Consider the following 15,648-nt stretch of genomic DNA (forward strand, 5'->3'; position numbering starts at 1 on the left):
AGCAAGAACAACGGAACCAACATGCTCAAGATCGAAAACCTCCACGTATCCGTCGCCGGCAAGGAAATCCTCAAGGGACTGTCACTCGACGTCCAGGCCGGCCAGGTGCACGCGATCATGGGCCCCAACGGCGCCGGAAAGTCGACCCTGGGCAACATCCTGGCCGGTCGCGAAGGCTACGAGGTCACCGCCGGCACCGTCACTTTCGACGGCCGCAACCTGCTCGAACTCGAACCGGAAGAGCGCGCGGCTGCAGGCGTGTTCCTGGCATTCCAGTACCCGGTCGAGATCCCGGGCGTGAACAACACCTACTTCCTGCGCACCGCCCTCAACGCCCAGCGCAAGGCGCGCGGCGAGGCGGAGCTGGACTCGATGCAGTTCCTCAAGCTGGTGCGGCAGAAGCTGGCCGTGCTCCACCTCAAGGACGAGCTGCTGCACCGCGGCGTCAACGAGGGCTTCAGCGGCGGCGAGAAGAAGCGCAACGAGATCTTCCAGCTGGCGCTGCTCGAACCGCGCCTGGCGATCCTCGACGAGACCGATTCTGGCCTGGACATCGACGCGCTCAAGGCGGTCGCCGACGGCGTCAACGCGCTGCGCGACGCCGGCCGCGCATTCCTGGTCATCACCCACTACCAGCGCCTGCTCGACTACATCCGCCCGGACGTGGTGCATGTGCTCGCCGACGGCCGCGTGGTCGAGAGTGGCGGCCCGGAACTGGCCCTGGAGCTGGAAGCGCACGGCTACGCCTGGGTCAAGGATCGCATCACGCCGGAGGCGGCTGCCTGACATGAGCGCCCTGCTCGACTCCTTCGCCACCGCCTTCGATTCGCTCGCCGCGCGCGACGCCGCCGGCCTCGGCGAAAGCCGCAAGGCCGCGCTCGACGCAGTGCTGCGCGACGGCATCCCGCATGCCCGCGTCGAAGCGTGGAAGTACACGCCGCTGCGTTCGCTCGAGCGCCGCCATTTCGCCGCGCCCGACGCTGGTGCGCCGTCCTTCGATGCCGCCCTGCTCGAGGCCATCCCGACGCCGCGCATCGTCTTCGTCAACGGCCGCCTCGATGCCGCCCATAGCGACATCGCGGGCCTCGGCGCCGGCATCTCGCTGCAGCCGCTGTCGCAGGTGCTGCGCGAAGGCGAACCGCGCGAGGCGAACTTCCTCGCCCGCCGCTTCGACCGCGCCGACGAGATCTTCGCCCGCCTCAACTCGGCGCTCGCCGACGACGGCATCGTGCTGCGCGCCCAAGCCGGCGCCCGGGCCGCGCTGCCGCTGCACCTGGTCTTCATCGGTGCCGCCAGCGAAGGCGACCGTGCCTGGCACCTGCGCAACCTCATCGAGCTGCGTGAGGGCGCCGCGCTGACCGTGGTCGAGCATCAGCTCGGCGCCGGCGCGCACAGCCACCTGGCCAACGCCGTGACCCACGTGCACCTCGGCCCGAATGCATTGCTCAACCACGCCCGCGTGCAGGACGAAGGCGCCACCGCGACGCTGATCTCGCGCACCGATGCGGTGATGGCGAAGGCGTCCGAGTACCGCCGCCTCGACCTCGAGCTCGGCGCCGGCCTGTCGCGCCACGAGCTCAACGTCGCCCTGCACGGCGACGGGGCCAGGCTGCACGCCAACGGCGTCCTGCTCGCCACCGGCAAGCGCCATCTCGACACGCGCCTGGGCATCGACCATGTCGGCCGCGACAGCAGCTGCGATCTGACCTGGCGCGGACTCGGCGCCGGTCGCTCCAAGGCCGCCTTCCACGGCGGCATCCTGATCCGCGAGGGCGCCGACGGCACCGCCGCCAACCTGTCCAACAAGAACCTGCTGCTGAGCGAAGGCGCCGAGATCGACACCCAGCCGGTGCTGGAGATCCACGCCGACGAAGTGCAGGCCGCGCATGGCGCCACGGTCGGCCAGCTCGACCCGACCGCGCTGTTCTACCTGCGCAGCCGCGGCGTGCCGGCCGAACAGGCGCGGGCGTTGCTGACCGCAGCGTTCTGCCGCGAGACCCTGGCCGTGTTCGACGACCGCATCCTGCGCGAGACCCTGACCGCCCGCCTCGACGCCGCGCTGGCACAGCTGGAGACCGCATGAACGCCTCCCTCGACAGCACCATCGACTGGGCCCGGGTCCGCGCCGACTTCCCGCTGCTGGCCCGCAAGGTCCACGGCAAGCCGCTGATCTACTTCGACTCGGCCAACACCGGACAGAAGCCGGAGCCGGTGATCGCCGCTGTCGATGACTTCTATCGCCATCACAACGCCAACGTCAGCCGTGCCGTGCACGCGCTGGGGACCGAGGCGACCGATGCCTACGAGGGCGCGCGCAACAAGCTGGCCCGGTTCGTCAACGTGCGTGGCGACGAGCTGGTGCTGTGCAGCGGCACCACCTTCGCGCTGAACCTGGTCGCGTACTCGTGGGCGCTGCCGCGCCTGCAGCCGGGCGATGCGATCGTGCTCACCCGCATGGAGCACCACGCCAACATCGTGCCGTGGCAGCTGGTCGCCCAGCGTACCGGTGCGACGATCAAGGTTGCCGAGCTCGATGAGCGCGGCGAGCTCGACCTCGATCGCCTGTACGCGCTTCTGACGCCGGACGTGAAGCTGCTGTCGCTGACCCACGTCTCCAACGTGCTCGGCACCGTCAACCCGGTGCGCGAGATCTGCCGCGAGGCACGCAAGCGCGGCATCGTGAGCGTGGTCGACGGTTCGCAGGCGGCGCCGCACCGGGCGCTCGACATTGCGTCGATCGGCTGCGACTTCTACGCCTTCACCGGCCACAAGATGTCCGGCCCGACCGGTACCGGCGCGCTGTGGGCGCGTCGCGAGCACCTGGCCGCGATGCCACCGTTCATCGGCGGCGGCGAGATGATCAAGGAAGTGCGCTTCGAAGGCACGGTCTTCAACGACCCGCCGCACAAGTTCGAGGCCGGCACGCCGAACATCGCCGGTTTCATCGGCCTGGGCGCGGCGGTCGATTACCTGTCCGCGCTGGGCATGCACAACATCGAGGCGCGCGAGCAGGCATTGCTCGCCCATGCCACCGAGGAGCTGTCGAAGGTCGAGGGCGTGCGCATCTTCGGCGAGGCCCGCGAGAAGGCGGCGGTGATCAGCTTCCTGGTCGAAGGCGCGCATGCGCACGACCTGGCCACCCTGCTCGACCTGGAAGGCGTGGCGATCCGCTCCGGCCACCATTGCGCGCACCCGCTGATGCACCACTTCGGCGTCGCCGCGACCTGCCGCGCCTCACTGGCCTTCTACAACACCCACGACGAGGTCGAGGCCTTCGTTGCGGCGCTGCGCAAGGTACGTAAACTGCTCGCATGACCGCTCCCGACACCGCCGCGCTCGACGCGCCCGCCATCCAGTTCCGCAACGCCACCCACGCCGACATCGATGCGCTGGTCGCGCTGGTCGAGTCGGCCTACCGTGGCGACGCCAGCAAGCAGGGCTGGACCACCGAAGCCGACCTGCTCGGCGGCCGCCGCACCGGCGCCGACGACATCCAGGCCTGCATCGATCGTCCGCAGAGCGTGATCCTCATTGCCGAGCGCGATGGCGGCCACGGCCGTCGCCAGCTGCTCGCCTGCGCCCATGTGGCGGTCGAGCATGGCGCCGGCTACTTCGGCATGTTCTCGGTCGACCCGACCCTGCAGGGCGGCGGCATCGGCAAGGTCGTCATCAACGAGGCCGAGCGCCTGGTCCGCGAGGACTGGGGCATGGCCGCGATGCGCATGACCGTGATCGACGTGCGCGAGGAACTGATCGCCTTCTACGAGCGCCGCGGCTACCACCGCACCGGCATCAAGAAGCCGTTCCCGTACGGCGACGAGCGTTTCGGCCAGCCCAAGCGCGACGACCTGCGGTTCGAAATCCTCGAAAAGCCACTGACCGCATGAGCGACTGGGTCTTCGTCTGCGCCACCTCGCAATTGCTCCCGGGCGAATCGACCGTCGCCTGGGACGGCGATACCCCGATCCTGGTGGTCAACTACGACGGCGATTACTACGCGCTCGAGGACAAGTGCTCGCACGAGGACTTCGAGCTCTCCGCCGGCACCTTCGACGGCGAGGAAGCCACGATCGAATGCGTGCTCCACGGGGCCAAGTTCGACGTCCGCGATGGCCGGCCGCTTTGCGCGCCGGCGTACGAGCCTGTGCCGAAATTCCCGGTCAAGGTCGAGGACGGCGGGATCTGGACCCGCGACGATCGCGCTTGAACCATGCCGGCCTCGCGCTGCAAATACAGCAGCCGCTGAGCCCAACGCGCCACACGCACCAAATGCGAATGGCTCGCATTAGTATTCCCTGGCATCCGGCGCATCGATGGCGCCGCACACTCAGGGAAATCCATGTCGAACAGGAAGTTCGTAGCGTCGCCGCTCGCCGGCGCAGTGGCGGTCGCCTTCACCGCTGTCGTTGTTTCCACCCCCGCCCTGGCCAATCCAGCCGATGAGGGCCTGGCCAAGGACCTCGACACGATCGAAGTCCACGGCCAATACGTCGACAAGCCCTCGTCGGTGAAGTACACCGAGGCGCTGCTCGACACCCCGCAGACGATCACGGTAGTCACCAAGGAAGTGATGGACCAGCAGAACCTGATCGGCCTGCGCGACGTCCTCAGCACCCTGCCCGGTATCACGTTCGGCGCCGGCGAAGGCGGTGGCGGCTACGGCGACAGCATCACCCTTCGCGGCTTCAATGCCAACAGCGACATCACCACCGACAACGTCCGCGACAGCGCCCAGTACACACGCAGCGATACCTTCAACCTCGACGCGATCGAGCTGATCAACGGTTCCAACTCGGTGTATTCCGGCGCCGGCTCGGTCGGGGGCAACATCAACCTGGTCAGCAAGACCGCACGCAAGGGCGACTTCACCGTGCTGCAGGGCGGAGCGGGCACCGACAGCTACGGCCGCATCACGGTCGACAGCAACACCGACTTCGACAACGGCACCGCCTTCCGTCTCAACGCAATGGTCCACCGAAACGACGCCCCCGGCCGCGACTACGAGAGGTTCAAACGCTGGGGCATCGCGCCGTCGCTGGCCTTCGGCCTTGGCAGCGACACCCGCTTCACCGCGAGCTATCTCCACCAGAGCGACAACAACATCCCGCAATACGGCGTGCCCTACTTCAGCACCTACGGCGGTCCGTTGCCCGGTGTCGACCCGTCCAACTACTACGGCTACCACAACATCGACAGGCAGAAGATCGATGTCGACATGCTCACCGGAGTATTCGAGCACGACTTCAGCGACCGGATGACGCTGCGCAGCCTGGCCCGTTACCAGCAAGTCGACCAGCTCAGCGTCGTCGACGCGCCACAGGGCACCTGGTGCCTGGAAAGCGGCGTCAACCCGGCGACCGGCCTGGCCTGTCCGCGCCAGCTCCGTCCCGGCAGCTACCAGCCCCGCGGCCCGCGTGGCCATTCGCGCGATACGAGCAACTCCATCGCGATCAGCCAGACCGACCTGACCTCGCGCTTTGCGACCGGTTCGATCCAGCACGCGCTCGTCGCCGGCATCTCATTCTCGCGCGAAGGCTTCGACCTCGACACAGTCAACCTGCTGCGCAACCCGAACGGCAGCCCGGCGACGCTGCCGATCATGAGCCTGACCAACCCCGACTCGCTGTGGACCGGTCCGATCAATCCGGTGCTGGTCGGCCGCACCGAGGGCACCCAGGACAACCAGGCCGTCTACGTGTTCGACACGCTCGAGTTCAACGAGCAGTGGATGCTGAACCTGGGCGCGCGCTACGAGCACAATGAAGGCGACAGCGTCACCTGGAACGTCAAGACCTTCACCGCTCCGACCGCAGCCAACCCCAACCCCGACAACACCAATATCGGTGCCATCCTCGGCCGTAATCCGGTCGCCGCCAACGAGGACGACCTGTTCTCCTACCGCGCCGGCCTGGTCTACAAGCCACGCAAGAACGGCACCCTTTATGCGTCGTTCTCCAACAGCACGACCCCGTCGAAGGCATCGGTCAACGGGTCGTGCATCGCCAGCGGTACGAGCGGAACCGCCAGCTGCAACGTCGCCCCGGAGAACGCAGTCAACTACGAGATCGGCACCAAGTGGGACATCGCCGATCGCCTGGCGCTGACCGCCTCGGTGTTCCGCAACGACCGCGAGAACTACAAGGTCCCCGACCCGCTCAATCCGCTCAACCCGAGCGGCGAGCAGCAGCGGGACGGCGAAGCTCGCGTCGACGGCGTCACGCTCGGCGCTGCAGGTCAGCTCAGCCACTACTGGTCGATTTTCGCCAACGTCACCTTCCTCGACAGTGAGGTGCTGCAAGGGGTGTCTGACAGCTGCATCGCCAATCCTCGCGCCGCCTGCGGCAACACCGCGGCCATCCCGGACCCGTTGAAGGGCAAGCCGCTCAGTGGCACGCCGGAACGATCGGGCAGCGCCTGGACCACCTACGACCTGGACCGGTGGACGCTGGGCTACGGCATCAGCTACCTGGGCAGTCATGAGTACTACGTCGGCACCGGCGCCAGGGCCGGCACCATCAAGGGCTATACCACCCACCGGGCAATGGTGGGCTATGACCTCAACCAGCAGGTGAGCCTGCAGCTCAACGTCAACAACCTGTTCGACAAGGAGTACTTCATCCGCGGCCGCAACACCGGCTGGGCGACGCCCGGCGATACCCGCTCGGTGGTCCTCAGCGCCGCCTATCGGTTCTGACCACCCTGTCGTGCCCGGTCCGGCCCGGGTGCCAAGGGTCGTTTCGCCAGCCGGACGGGCCTGACCCGTCCGCCTGGCCGGTAACACATTCAGTTTTCGTTGCAAATGGGAATCGCTCTCATTACCATTGTCGATTGCAGCGGCAGCATGCCGCACTCGACCATCAGGATTCCCCCATGCCCAACAGGAAGTTCGCCGTTTCGCCGATTGCCGGCGCAATCGCGGTGGCCATCACCGCCCTCGTCATCTCCGCGCCCGCCCTGGCCGACCCGGCCGGCGAGCCGCAGGCAAAGGACCTCGACAAGGTCGAAGTGCACGGCCAGTACGTCGACAAGCCCTCTTCGGTGAAGTACACCGAGCCGCTGCTCGACACCCCGCAGACGATCACGGTGGTCACCAAGGAAGTGATGGACCAGCAGAACCTGATCGGCCTGCGCGACGTCCTCAGCACCCTCCCCGGCATCACGTTCGGCGCCGGCGAAGGCGGCGGCGGCTATGGCGACAGCATCATCCTGCGCGGCTTCAACGCCAACAGCGACATCACCACCGACAACGTCCGCGACAGCGCCCAGTACAACCGCACCGACAGCTTCAACCTGGACGCCATCGAGCTGATCAACGGTTCGAACTCGGTCTACTCCGGCGCCGGCTCGGTCGGCGGCAACATCAATCTGGTCAGCAAGGCCGCGCGCGAGGGCGACTTCACCGTGCTGCAGGGTGGCGCGGGCACCGACAGCTACGGCCGCATCACCGTCGACAGCAACACCGACTTCGAGAACGGCACCGCCTTCCGCATCAATGCGATGGTCCACCAGAACGACGCGCCGGGTCGCGATTACGAGACCTTCGAGCGGTGGGGCATCGCACCGTCGCTGGCCTTCGGTCTGGGCAGCGACACGCGTTTCACCGTGAGCTACTTCCACCAGAGCGACGACAACATCCCGCAGTACGGCGTGCCCTACTTCAGCAGCTTCGGGGGTCCGCTGCCGGGGGTCGACCCGTCCAACTACTACGGCTACCACAACATCGACAAGCAGGAGATCGACGTCGACACGCTCACCGGCGTGTTCGAACACGACTTCAGCGATCAGATGACCCTGCGCAGCCTGGCCCGCTACCAGCAGGTCGACCAGCTCAGCGTGGTCGACGCACCGCAGGGCACGTGGTGCCTGGAGGGCGGCGTCAACGCCGCCACCGGCCTGGCCTGCCCGCGTCCGCTGACGCCCAACACCTACCAGCCCAGCGGTCCGCGCGGTCATTCGCGAGACACCAGCAACAGCATCGCCATCAGCCAGACCGACCTCACCTCGCACTTCGCCACCGGTTCGGTGAAGCACTCCCTGGTTGCCGGCATCTCGTTCTCGCACGAGGGCTTCGACCTCGACACGGTCAACCTGCTGCGCAACCCGAACGGCAGCCCGGCAACGCTGCCGATCATGAGCCTGACCAACCCCGACTCGCTGTGGACCGGTCCGATAAATCCGGTGCTGGTCGGCCGCACCGAGGGCACCCAGGACAACCAGGCCGTCTACGTGTTCGACACGCTCGAGTTCAACGAGCAGTGGATGCTGAACGTGGGCGCGCGCTACGAGCACAATGAAGGCGACAGCGTCACCTGGAACGTCAAGACCTTCACCGCTCCGACCGCAGCCAATCCCAACCCGGACAACACCAATATCGGTGCCATCCTCGGCCGTAATCCGGTCGCCGCCAACGAGGACGACCTGTTCTCCTACCGCGCCGGCCTGGTCTACAAGCCGCGCGAGAACGGCACCGTCTACGTCTCGTACTCCAACAGCAAGACGCCGTCGAAGGCGTCGGTCAATGGCTCGTGCACCGCGACCAGCACCACCGGCACCGCCAACTGCAACGTCGACCCGGAGACTGCGGTCAATTACGAAATAGGCACGAAGTGGGACATCGGCAGCCGCCTGGCGGTGACCGCTTCGGTGTTCCGCAACGACCGCGAGGAGTTCAAGGTCGCCGACCCGGGCAACCCGCTCAATCCGAGCGGCGAGCAGCAGCTCGACGGCGAGGCGCGCGTGGACGGCGTGACCCTGGGCGTCGCCGGCCAGATCACCCACGACTGGTCGATCTTCGCCAACGTCACCTACCTCGACAGCGAAGTGCTGCAGGGCGTGTCCGACAACTGCATCGCCAATCCGAGCGTCGCCTGCGGCAACACCGCCGCCAACCCCGACCCGCTCGAGGGCCGGCCGATCAGCGGCACGCCCGAGCGCTCGGGCAGCCTGTGGACCACCTACGACCTCAACCAGTGGACGTTCGGCTACGGCGTCACCTACCAGAGCAGCTACGAGTACTACACCGGCACCGGCGCCAACGCCGGCGACATCAAGGGTTACACCATTCACCGCGCCATGGTCGGCTATGACATCAATGAGCGCCTGAGCCTGCAGCTCAATGCCAACAACCTGTTCGACAAGGAGTACTACATCCGCGTCCGCAACAATGGCTGGGCAACCCCGGGCGATACCCGCTCGGTGGTATTGAGTGCCGCCTACAGGTTCTAATCCGGTCCTGACCGGTCCGCGCGCCGCCCGGCCCTGGCCGGGCGGCCGCATCGAAGGAGCACGAAGATGTTGCTGCAGGTGCCGCAAGTCCTCACCGCCGAGCAGGTCACGCATTGCCGCGCGCGGCTGGCGCAGGCCGGCTGGGCCGATGGCCGCGTCACCGCCGGCTACCAGTCGGCGCAGGCCAAGGACAACGCGCAGCTGCCGGAAAACGACCCGATCGCGCGCGAGCTCGGTGCCCTCGTGCTGGAAGCGCTGTCGCGCAACTCGACGTTCTTCTCGGCGGCATTGCCGCAGCGCGTCTATCCGCCGCTGTTCAACCGCTACAGCGGCGGCCAGTCGTTCGGATTCCACGTCGACAATGCCGTGCGCTACGACCGCAGCGGCGGCGGCGCGGAACCGATCCGCACCGACCTGTCGGCGACCCTCTTCCTCAGCGCACCCGAGGATTACGACGGCGGCGAGCTGATCATCGAGGACACCTACGGCGTGCAGAACGTAAAGCTGCAGGCTGGCGACCTGGTGCTGTATCCCGGCACCAGCCTGCACAAGGTCACGCCGGTCACCCGCGGCGAGCGGATCGCCTCGTTCTTCTGGATCCAGAGCCTGCTGCGCGAGGATGCGCAGCGCCGGCTGATGTTCGACCTGGACGTCTCGATCCGGCGCCTGACCCAGGACGTTCCCGATCACCCTGCCCTCGTGCAGCTGACCGGCGTCTACCACAACCTGCTGCGGCGCTGGGCGGAGACCTGAGTGCGTCGCATGCCGGCTTCAAACCACACCACCACGGAAGGAACGCCACCATGCAATGGATTGCACCCACGTTCGCCACGCTCATCGCCATGAGCGCGACCGCCACCCATGCCGCCCCGGCCAAGGGCCCGGACTCCGGACAGCGACCGATCTGGTCGATTGCGCACCGTGTCCTGACGACCGGTGGCGTAACCACTGCCGTCGACCACGGCGCCAACGCCATCGAGATCGACATGACCGCGTGGAAGGACGGTTGGTGGGCCGATCACGATGGCCTGCCGACCAGCAAGGGCGACACCGCCGAGGCGATGTTCGAGCAGATCGCGCGCGAGCGCCGTGCCGGCAGGACGATCAGCTTCGTCTGGCTCGACATCAAGAATCCCAACCATTGCCGCAGCGACCGTTCGAACAAGCGCCACTGCTCGGTAGCAGGCCTGCGCGACCTGGCCCGGCGCAAGCTGCACCCGGTCGGAGTGAAGGTGTTGTACGGGTTCTACGGCAGCAAGGCCGTGGGCGGAACCGGCTGGAACGACGTCGTCCCGCATTTCATCGACGACGAGGCCGCGGCCGTGAGCGGCGAGTACAGGCAGGTGCGCGCGGCGTTCGATCGCCACTACGTGCCGTCGATCCGGCGTGTCATGGACTATGGCTACTTCAACATCCCCTTCCAGTTCGGCAACTGCCGCGAGCCGGGTTACTACACGTGCACCGAGATTCGCCAGGGTGCGGACGCAACGCGTGCCGGCGAGTTCGCGCGCACCTTCAGCTGGACGACGACCGCGCGTTCGACCCGGCAGGCCCACCTGCTGCTGGACAACGGCGCCGACGGCCTGATCCATGGCTTCAAGGCGACCTACTACTACGACCACAAAGACACCCGCAAGGCCGCCAGGGACATCCTCGACTACGTGCAGGCGCGACCGTGGCTGCGCATGGCGACGATGGCCGACAGCCCATTCGGCACCTAGCACGAACCGAAGCCACGACATGAGCGCCTCCGCCGCCGCCCCCGACATCGCCGCCCGCCAGCAACGCCGCGGTTTCTGGCTGCGCACGCTGCACCAGTGGCACTGGATCAGCTCGGCGATCTGCCTGGTGGCGATGCTGCTGTTCTCCGTCACCGGCGTCACGTTGAATCACGCCAGCGCGATCGAGGCCAAGCCGCAGACGCTCAACCGCACGGTCGACATGCCGGCGTCGCTGCTGAAGGCACTGGGTACGCGCGAGGACGGCAGCGCGCCGTTGCCGGCCAGCGTCAGCGATTGGCTCAACGATGTGCTGCCGGTGGCGATCGGCGCCCAACCGGCGGAATGGTCGGCGCAGGAGGTCTATCTATCGCTGCCGCGTCCCGGCGGCGATGCCTGGCTCAGCATCGACCGCGCCACCGGTGCGGTCGAGTACGAGCGCACCTCGCGCGGATGGATCGCCTACCTCAACGACCTGCACAAGGGGCGCAACACCGGCGCCGCATGGCGCTGGTTCATCGACATCTTCGCCATCGCCTGCCTGGTGTTCTGCATCACCGGTTTGTTCCTGCTGCAGATGCATGCGCGCCAGCGCCCGACGACCTGGCCCTACGTCGTGCTGGGGCTGGTGCTTCCGCTGCTGCTGGCACTGCTTTTCATCCACTGATCCGACCGTCACACCGCCTCCCCCGGAGATCCCATGCGTGTCCAACTGACCATCGCGCTGAGCGGACTGCTCGCCCTGCCGGCCCATTCGGCCGAGATCAACCTCAACCTGCAGATCCCGCAGCTCAACGTTGCCGAGTACCACCGCCCGTACGTGGCGATCTGGGTCGAAGGCCCGGACCAGAAGGCCGCCGCCAACCTCGCCGTGTGGTACTCGCAGAAGGCGACCAATGAGGGCGCCGGCACCAAGTGGCTGCCGGACCTGCGCCAGTGGTGGCGTCGCAGCGGCCGCACGCTGAAGGTGCCGGTCGACGGCGTCACCGGCCCGACCCGTCCGGTCGGCACGCACGCGCTGCAGTTCACCGACCGCCATCCCGGGCTGGCCTCGCTGCCGGCCGGTGACTACACGCTGGTGGTGGAAGCCGCACGCGAAGTCGGCGGACGCGAGCTGCTCAGGATTCCGTTCAAGTGGCGCCGCGCCAGCGACGGCAAAGCGCAGGGCAGCAGCGAGCTCGGCCTGGTCACGCTGGCCAGCAAGCCGTAACGCCTGCTCCCCACCCCCATCTCGTTCCGCTGGAGTGTTCCCCATGAAGCAGACCCTCAAGTTCGCCGCACTCGCACTCGCACTTTCCCTGCCGCTGGCCGCGCAGGCACACAAGGCCTGGTTGCAGCCGTCGCAGACCGTGCTCGCCGGCAACAACCCGTGGGTCACCGTCGATGCGGCGGTGTCCAACGACCTGTTCTACTTCAACCACGTGCCGTTGAAGACCGACAACCTCAGCATCACCGCGCCCGACGGCAGCCAGGTCGCCGCCCAGAACAGCGCCACCGGCAAGTACCGCACGGTGTTCGACGTCGAGCTCAAGCAGACCGGTACCTACAGGATCGGCGTGGTCAACGACTATGTCGTCGGCCAGTGGGAAGAGGACGGCAAGCCCAAGCGCTGGCGCGGTACCGCCGCGGAGTTCGCGACCGGAGTGCCCAAGGGCGCGAAGAACCTGCAGGTCTCGCAGTCGATCAGCCGCGTCGAGACCTTCGTCACCAACGGTTCGCCCAACGACACCGCGCTCAAGCCCAGCGGAAAGGGCCTGGAACTGGTGCCGGTGACGCATCCCAACGACCTGTTCGCCGGCGACGAGGCGAAGTTCCGCATGCAGATCGACGGCAAGCCGGCAGCCGGCATCGATGTCGAGATCGTGCGCGGCAACACGCGCTACCGCAACGCGCAGGACGAGATCAAGGTCAAGACCGACGCCAAGGGCGAGTTCACCGTGACCTGGCCGGAAGCGGGCATGTACTGGCTCGAAGCCACCAGCGAGGACAAGAAGACCTCCGTGCCGCAGGCCAAGCAGCGTCGCGTCGGCTATGTCGCAACGCTTGAAGTGCTGCCGCAGTAACCAGACCACGAAGCAGGCGCAATGCAAGCTGCAGGCAACAACCGTGGCGCCGTCGACATCCTCGGCGGCGCCACCATGGGCACCACCTGGTCGGTGAAGCTGGTCACGCGCCCGCACACCGACCTGCACGCGCTGCACTCGCACATCCAGGCGCGCCTGGATGGTGTGGTGGCGCAGATGAGCAACTGGACCGCGCATTCCGACCTGAGCCGCTTCAACGCCGCGGCCGCCGGCAGCTGGCATGCGCTGCAGGATGACTTCTGGACCGTGCTGTCGTGCGCGCTCGACATCGCCCGCAGCAGTGGCGGCGCCTACGACCCGACCCTCGGTGCGCTCGTCGATGCATGGGGGTTTGGCCCGTCCGGTCGCCATGAGGGCCGCCATGACGCACCCGTCGACGTACCGGTGCACGTGCTCGCATCGATCGGCTGGCAACGCATCGTGCTCGACCACGGCACCAGGCGCGTCCTGCAGCCGGGTGGCACGCAGCTGGACCTGTGCGCGATCGCCAAGGGTTACGCCGCCGATGCCGTGGCCGCGCAACTGCTCTCGGACGGCATCGACAGCATGCTGGTCGAAGTCGGCGGCGAACTCTACGGCCGCGGCCACAAGCCCGACGGCAGCCCCTGGCGCGTGATCGTCGAAGCCTGCGCCGGCGACGAGGACGACGCCAACGAAGCACGCGTGCTGGCGCTCGACGGGCGCGCCGTCGCAACGTCCGGCGATCGCTGGCATCGCGTCGAGCGCGACGGCCAGCGTTACAGCCACACCATCGACCCGCGCAGCGGACGCCCTGCGCGCGGCGCGCCGGCGGCGGTCACCGTGGCCGCCAGCAATGCCATGCTTGCCGACGGCTGGGCTACGGCGCTGACCGTGATGGGCGCCGAAGCAGGCCATGCATTCGCATGCGAGCAAGGCCTGGCGGCGCGATTCGTTGTGTCCGGCGCCTGCGGGCAGGAAGAACGCATGACGCCGGCGTTCGCGGAACTGTTGCAGGCATGAGCACCGGCACCACTTCCCACCGGGCCTGGCTCGGCAATGCGCTGGCGCTGGCGGGCCTGCTGGTGCTGGCGCTGGCACTGGGCCGCTGGCAGAGCGATGCCTGGTGGCTGGCGTCGCCGCGGCTGGGCAGCTGGCTGCTTGCCGCGCTGGTCCTGCTGGCCTACCTGGGCCTGTGCGCGTCGATCCTCGCCAGGGCGAGGGCGCAGGCGCAATCGGACTGCATTCGCGAAGACGACGGTGGCACCGATGCCGTGCTGTTGTCCTGGGCCAGCCAGACCGGCTTTGCCCAGCAGCTGGCCGAGCACACCGCCGATGCGCTGCGCGGTGCGGGCATGGCGGTCCGCGCGATGCCGCTGCATCGCATCGATGCCGACGTGCTGCGCAGTCACCGGCGCGCACTGTTCATCGCCAGCACGACCGGCGAAGGCGATCCGCCGGACCACGTGCTCGGTTTCACCCGCCATGTGCTCGACACCTCCATCGCGCTGGACGGACTGGAGTACGCCGTACTGGCACTGGGCGACCGCGCCTATGAGCAGTTCTGCGGATTCGGACGCCGCCTCGACCAATGGCTGCACCACCACGGCGCCAGGCCGCTGTTCGACCGCATCGATGTCGATGCGGGCGACGCGGGCGCGCTGCGCCACTGGCAGCATCGACTGGGCCAGCTCAGCGGCCACGCCGACTTCGCCGACTGGAGCGCCCCGGCCTACCAGGCATGGCGCCTGGACCACCGCCGCTGGCTCAACGAAGGCAGCTCCGGCGGCCCGGCCTACCACGTCGCCCTGCTCCCGGATGACCGCGCCGATCTGGATTGGACTGCCGGCGACATCGCCGAGATCGGACCGCGTCACCCGGTCGATGTCGTCGCCGACTGGCTCGCCGTGTGTGGATTCGATGGCGATGCCGTGGTCAAGGCGGACGACGCTAGCGAGCCCTTGTCGGCGCTGTTGGCGCGATCCCGGCTGCCCACGTCGAAGGATGTCCTCGGCCGCGGGCCACAGGCCGTTGCCGACGGACTGCAACCGTTGCCCCATCGCGAATACTCGATCGCCTCGCTGCCCAGCGATGGCAGCCTGCAGTTGCTGGTCCGGCAGATGCGCCACCCGGACGGGCGCCTGGGCAGCGGCAGCGGCTGGCTGACCGCGCATGCCGCGCCCGGTGCGCGCATCGACCTGCGCATTCGTCGCAATCGCTCGTTCCATCCGCCGGTCGACGACCGCCCGATGGTGCTGATCGGCAACGGCACCGGCCTGGCCGGACTGCGTGCGCTGTTGAAGGCGCGCATCGCCGCAGGCCAGCACCGCAACTGGTTGCTGTTCGGCGAGCGCCACGCCCGCCACGATTTCCACTATCGCGACGAACTCGAAACGTGGCTGCGCGAGGGTCGCCTGCAGGAACTCGACCTGGCCTTCTCGCGTGACGATCCGTCGCGGCGCACTTACGTGCAGCACCTGCTGCGCGAACGCATCGACCGCCTGCGCGAGTGGATCGCGCAGGGAGCTTCGATCTACGTCTGCGGCAGCCTGGAAGGCATGGCGCCGGAAGTCGACGCGGTGCTGCGCGAGGCAGTGGGCCTCGACGCACTGGAGACCATGGCCGCCGACGGCCGCTATTGCCGCGACGTGTACTAGCTGGCG

The 15,648-nt window shown here is 67.7% G+C and carries 14 protein-coding genes; all 14 read left to right on the forward strand.

What is annotated here, in order from left to right; translation table 11 throughout:
- The first annotated feature begins 21 nt into the window (after positions 1-21).
- The gene (sufC, locus tag MNR01_RS06670) at positions 22-786 is read left to right on the forward strand and encodes a Fe-S cluster assembly ATPase SufC (RefSeq protein WP_241920141.1); all 765 of its coding nucleotides are present in this window, start codon (positions 22-24) and stop codon (positions 784-786) included.
- Between the two features lies 1 nt (position 787).
- A complete protein-coding gene (sufD, locus tag MNR01_RS06675; protein WP_241920142.1) occupies positions 788-2,083 on the forward strand; it encodes a Fe-S cluster assembly protein SufD in 1,296 nt (431 codons plus the stop codon).
- Positions 2,080-3,315 carry a cysteine desulfurase gene (locus MNR01_RS06680; RefSeq protein WP_241920143.1) on the forward strand — a complete coding sequence of 412 codons (1,236 nt, stop codon included), beginning with the start codon at positions 2,080-2,082 and terminating at the stop codon, positions 3,313-3,315. Before sufD ends, MNR01_RS06680 begins: the two co-directional genes overlap by 4 nt.
- Positions 3,312-3,887, forward strand: coding sequence for a GNAT family N-acetyltransferase (locus tag MNR01_RS06685; protein ID WP_241920144.1), 576 nt, complete (start codon positions 3,312-3,314; stop codon positions 3,885-3,887). Before MNR01_RS06680 ends, MNR01_RS06685 begins: the two co-directional genes overlap by 4 nt.
- A complete protein-coding gene (locus MNR01_RS06690; protein WP_241920145.1) occupies positions 3,884-4,207 on the forward strand; it encodes a non-heme iron oxygenase ferredoxin subunit in 324 nt (107 codons plus the stop codon). Before MNR01_RS06685 ends, MNR01_RS06690 begins: the two co-directional genes overlap by 4 nt.
- 132 nt (positions 4,208-4,339) lie before the next feature.
- Positions 4,340-6,694, forward strand: coding sequence for a TonB-dependent receptor (locus tag MNR01_RS06695; RefSeq protein WP_241920146.1), 2,355 nt, complete (start codon positions 4,340-4,342; stop codon positions 6,692-6,694).
- Positions 6,695-6,870: 176 nt separating this feature from the next.
- Positions 6,871-9,225, forward strand: a complete 2,355-nt coding sequence (locus MNR01_RS06700) for a TonB-dependent receptor (protein WP_241920147.1) — start codon at positions 6,871-6,873, stop codon at positions 9,223-9,225.
- 66 nt (positions 9,226-9,291) lie between these two features.
- Complete coding sequence (locus MNR01_RS06705; protein WP_241920148.1) at positions 9,292-9,978, forward strand: Fe2+-dependent dioxygenase; 687 nt, start codon at positions 9,292-9,294, stop codon at positions 9,976-9,978.
- Positions 9,979-10,028: 50 nt separating this feature from the next.
- Positions 10,029-10,946, forward strand: a complete 918-nt coding sequence (locus MNR01_RS06710) for a hypothetical protein (protein ID WP_241920149.1) — start codon at positions 10,029-10,031, stop codon at positions 10,944-10,946.
- Positions 10,947-10,965: 19 nt separating this feature from the next.
- Positions 10,966-11,610 carry a PepSY-associated TM helix domain-containing protein gene (locus tag MNR01_RS06715; protein WP_241920150.1) on the forward strand — a complete coding sequence of 215 codons (645 nt, stop codon included), beginning with the start codon at positions 10,966-10,968 and terminating at the stop codon, positions 11,608-11,610.
- A gap of 33 nt (positions 11,611-11,643) precedes the next feature.
- Entirely contained in the window at positions 11,644-12,153 is a 510-nt protein-coding gene (locus MNR01_RS06720; protein ID WP_241920151.1) for a DUF2271 domain-containing protein, read from the forward strand.
- A 43-nt stretch (positions 12,154-12,196) separates the two neighbouring features.
- Entirely contained in the window at positions 12,197-13,006 is an 810-nt protein-coding gene (locus MNR01_RS06725; RefSeq protein ID WP_241920152.1) for a DUF4198 domain-containing protein, read from the forward strand.
- 21 nt (positions 13,007-13,027) lie between these two features.
- Positions 13,028-14,008 (forward strand): FAD:protein FMN transferase, encoded by a 981-nt coding sequence (locus MNR01_RS06730; protein WP_241920153.1) that lies wholly within the window; start codon positions 13,028-13,030, stop codon positions 14,006-14,008.
- Complete coding sequence (locus MNR01_RS06735) at positions 14,005-15,642, forward strand: sulfite reductase flavoprotein subunit alpha (RefSeq protein ID WP_241920154.1); 1,638 nt, start codon at positions 14,005-14,007, stop codon at positions 15,640-15,642. The genes MNR01_RS06730 and MNR01_RS06735 overlap by 4 nt, the downstream gene beginning before the upstream one ends.
- Positions 15,643-15,648 lie beyond the last annotated feature (6 nt).

The organism is Lysobacter sp. S4-A87 (genome assembly GCF_022637455.1).
In the GTDB taxonomy this organism is placed as follows: Bacteria; Pseudomonadota; Gammaproteobacteria; order Xanthomonadales; family Xanthomonadaceae; genus Lysobacter_J.

Bases quoted from the DNA above. Each gene is read 5' to 3' on its own strand.
- sufD (WP_241920142.1), top strand. From the start codon at position 788: ATGAGCGCCCTGCTCGACTCCTTCGCCACCGCCTTCGATTCGCTCGCC.
- MNR01_RS06685 (WP_241920144.1), top strand. From the start codon at position 3,312: ATGACCGCTCCCGACACCGCCGCGCTCGACGCGCCCGCCATCCAGTTC.
- MNR01_RS06735 (WP_241920154.1), top strand. From the start codon at position 14,005: ATGAGCACCGGCACCACTTCCCACCGGGCCTGGCTCGGCAATGCGCTG.
- MNR01_RS06730 (WP_241920153.1), top strand. From the start codon at position 13,028: ATGCAAGCTGCAGGCAACAACCGTGGCGCCGTCGACATCCTCGGCGGC.
- MNR01_RS06690 (WP_241920145.1), top strand. From the start codon at position 3,884: ATGAGCGACTGGGTCTTCGTCTGCGCCACCTCGCAATTGCTCCCGGGC.
- MNR01_RS06715 (WP_241920150.1), top strand. From the start codon at position 10,966: ATGAGCGCCTCCGCCGCCGCCCCCGACATCGCCGCCCGCCAGCAACGC.
- MNR01_RS06725 (WP_241920152.1), top strand. From the start codon at position 12,197: ATGAAGCAGACCCTCAAGTTCGCCGCACTCGCACTCGCACTTTCCCTG.
- MNR01_RS06710 (WP_241920149.1), top strand. From the start codon at position 10,029: ATGCAATGGATTGCACCCACGTTCGCCACGCTCATCGCCATGAGCGCG.
- sufC (WP_241920141.1), top strand. From the start codon at position 22: ATGCTCAAGATCGAAAACCTCCACGTATCCGTCGCCGGCAAGGAAATC.
- MNR01_RS06700 (WP_241920147.1), top strand. From the start codon at position 6,871: ATGCCCAACAGGAAGTTCGCCGTTTCGCCGATTGCCGGCGCAATCGCG.
- MNR01_RS06695 (WP_241920146.1), top strand. From the start codon at position 4,340: ATGTCGAACAGGAAGTTCGTAGCGTCGCCGCTCGCCGGCGCAGTGGCG.
- MNR01_RS06705 (WP_241920148.1), top strand. From the start codon at position 9,292: ATGTTGCTGCAGGTGCCGCAAGTCCTCACCGCCGAGCAGGTCACGCAT.
- MNR01_RS06680 (WP_241920143.1), top strand. From the start codon at position 2,080: ATGAACGCCTCCCTCGACAGCACCATCGACTGGGCCCGGGTCCGCGCC.
- MNR01_RS06720 (WP_241920151.1), top strand. From the start codon at position 11,644: ATGCGTGTCCAACTGACCATCGCGCTGAGCGGACTGCTCGCCCTGCCG.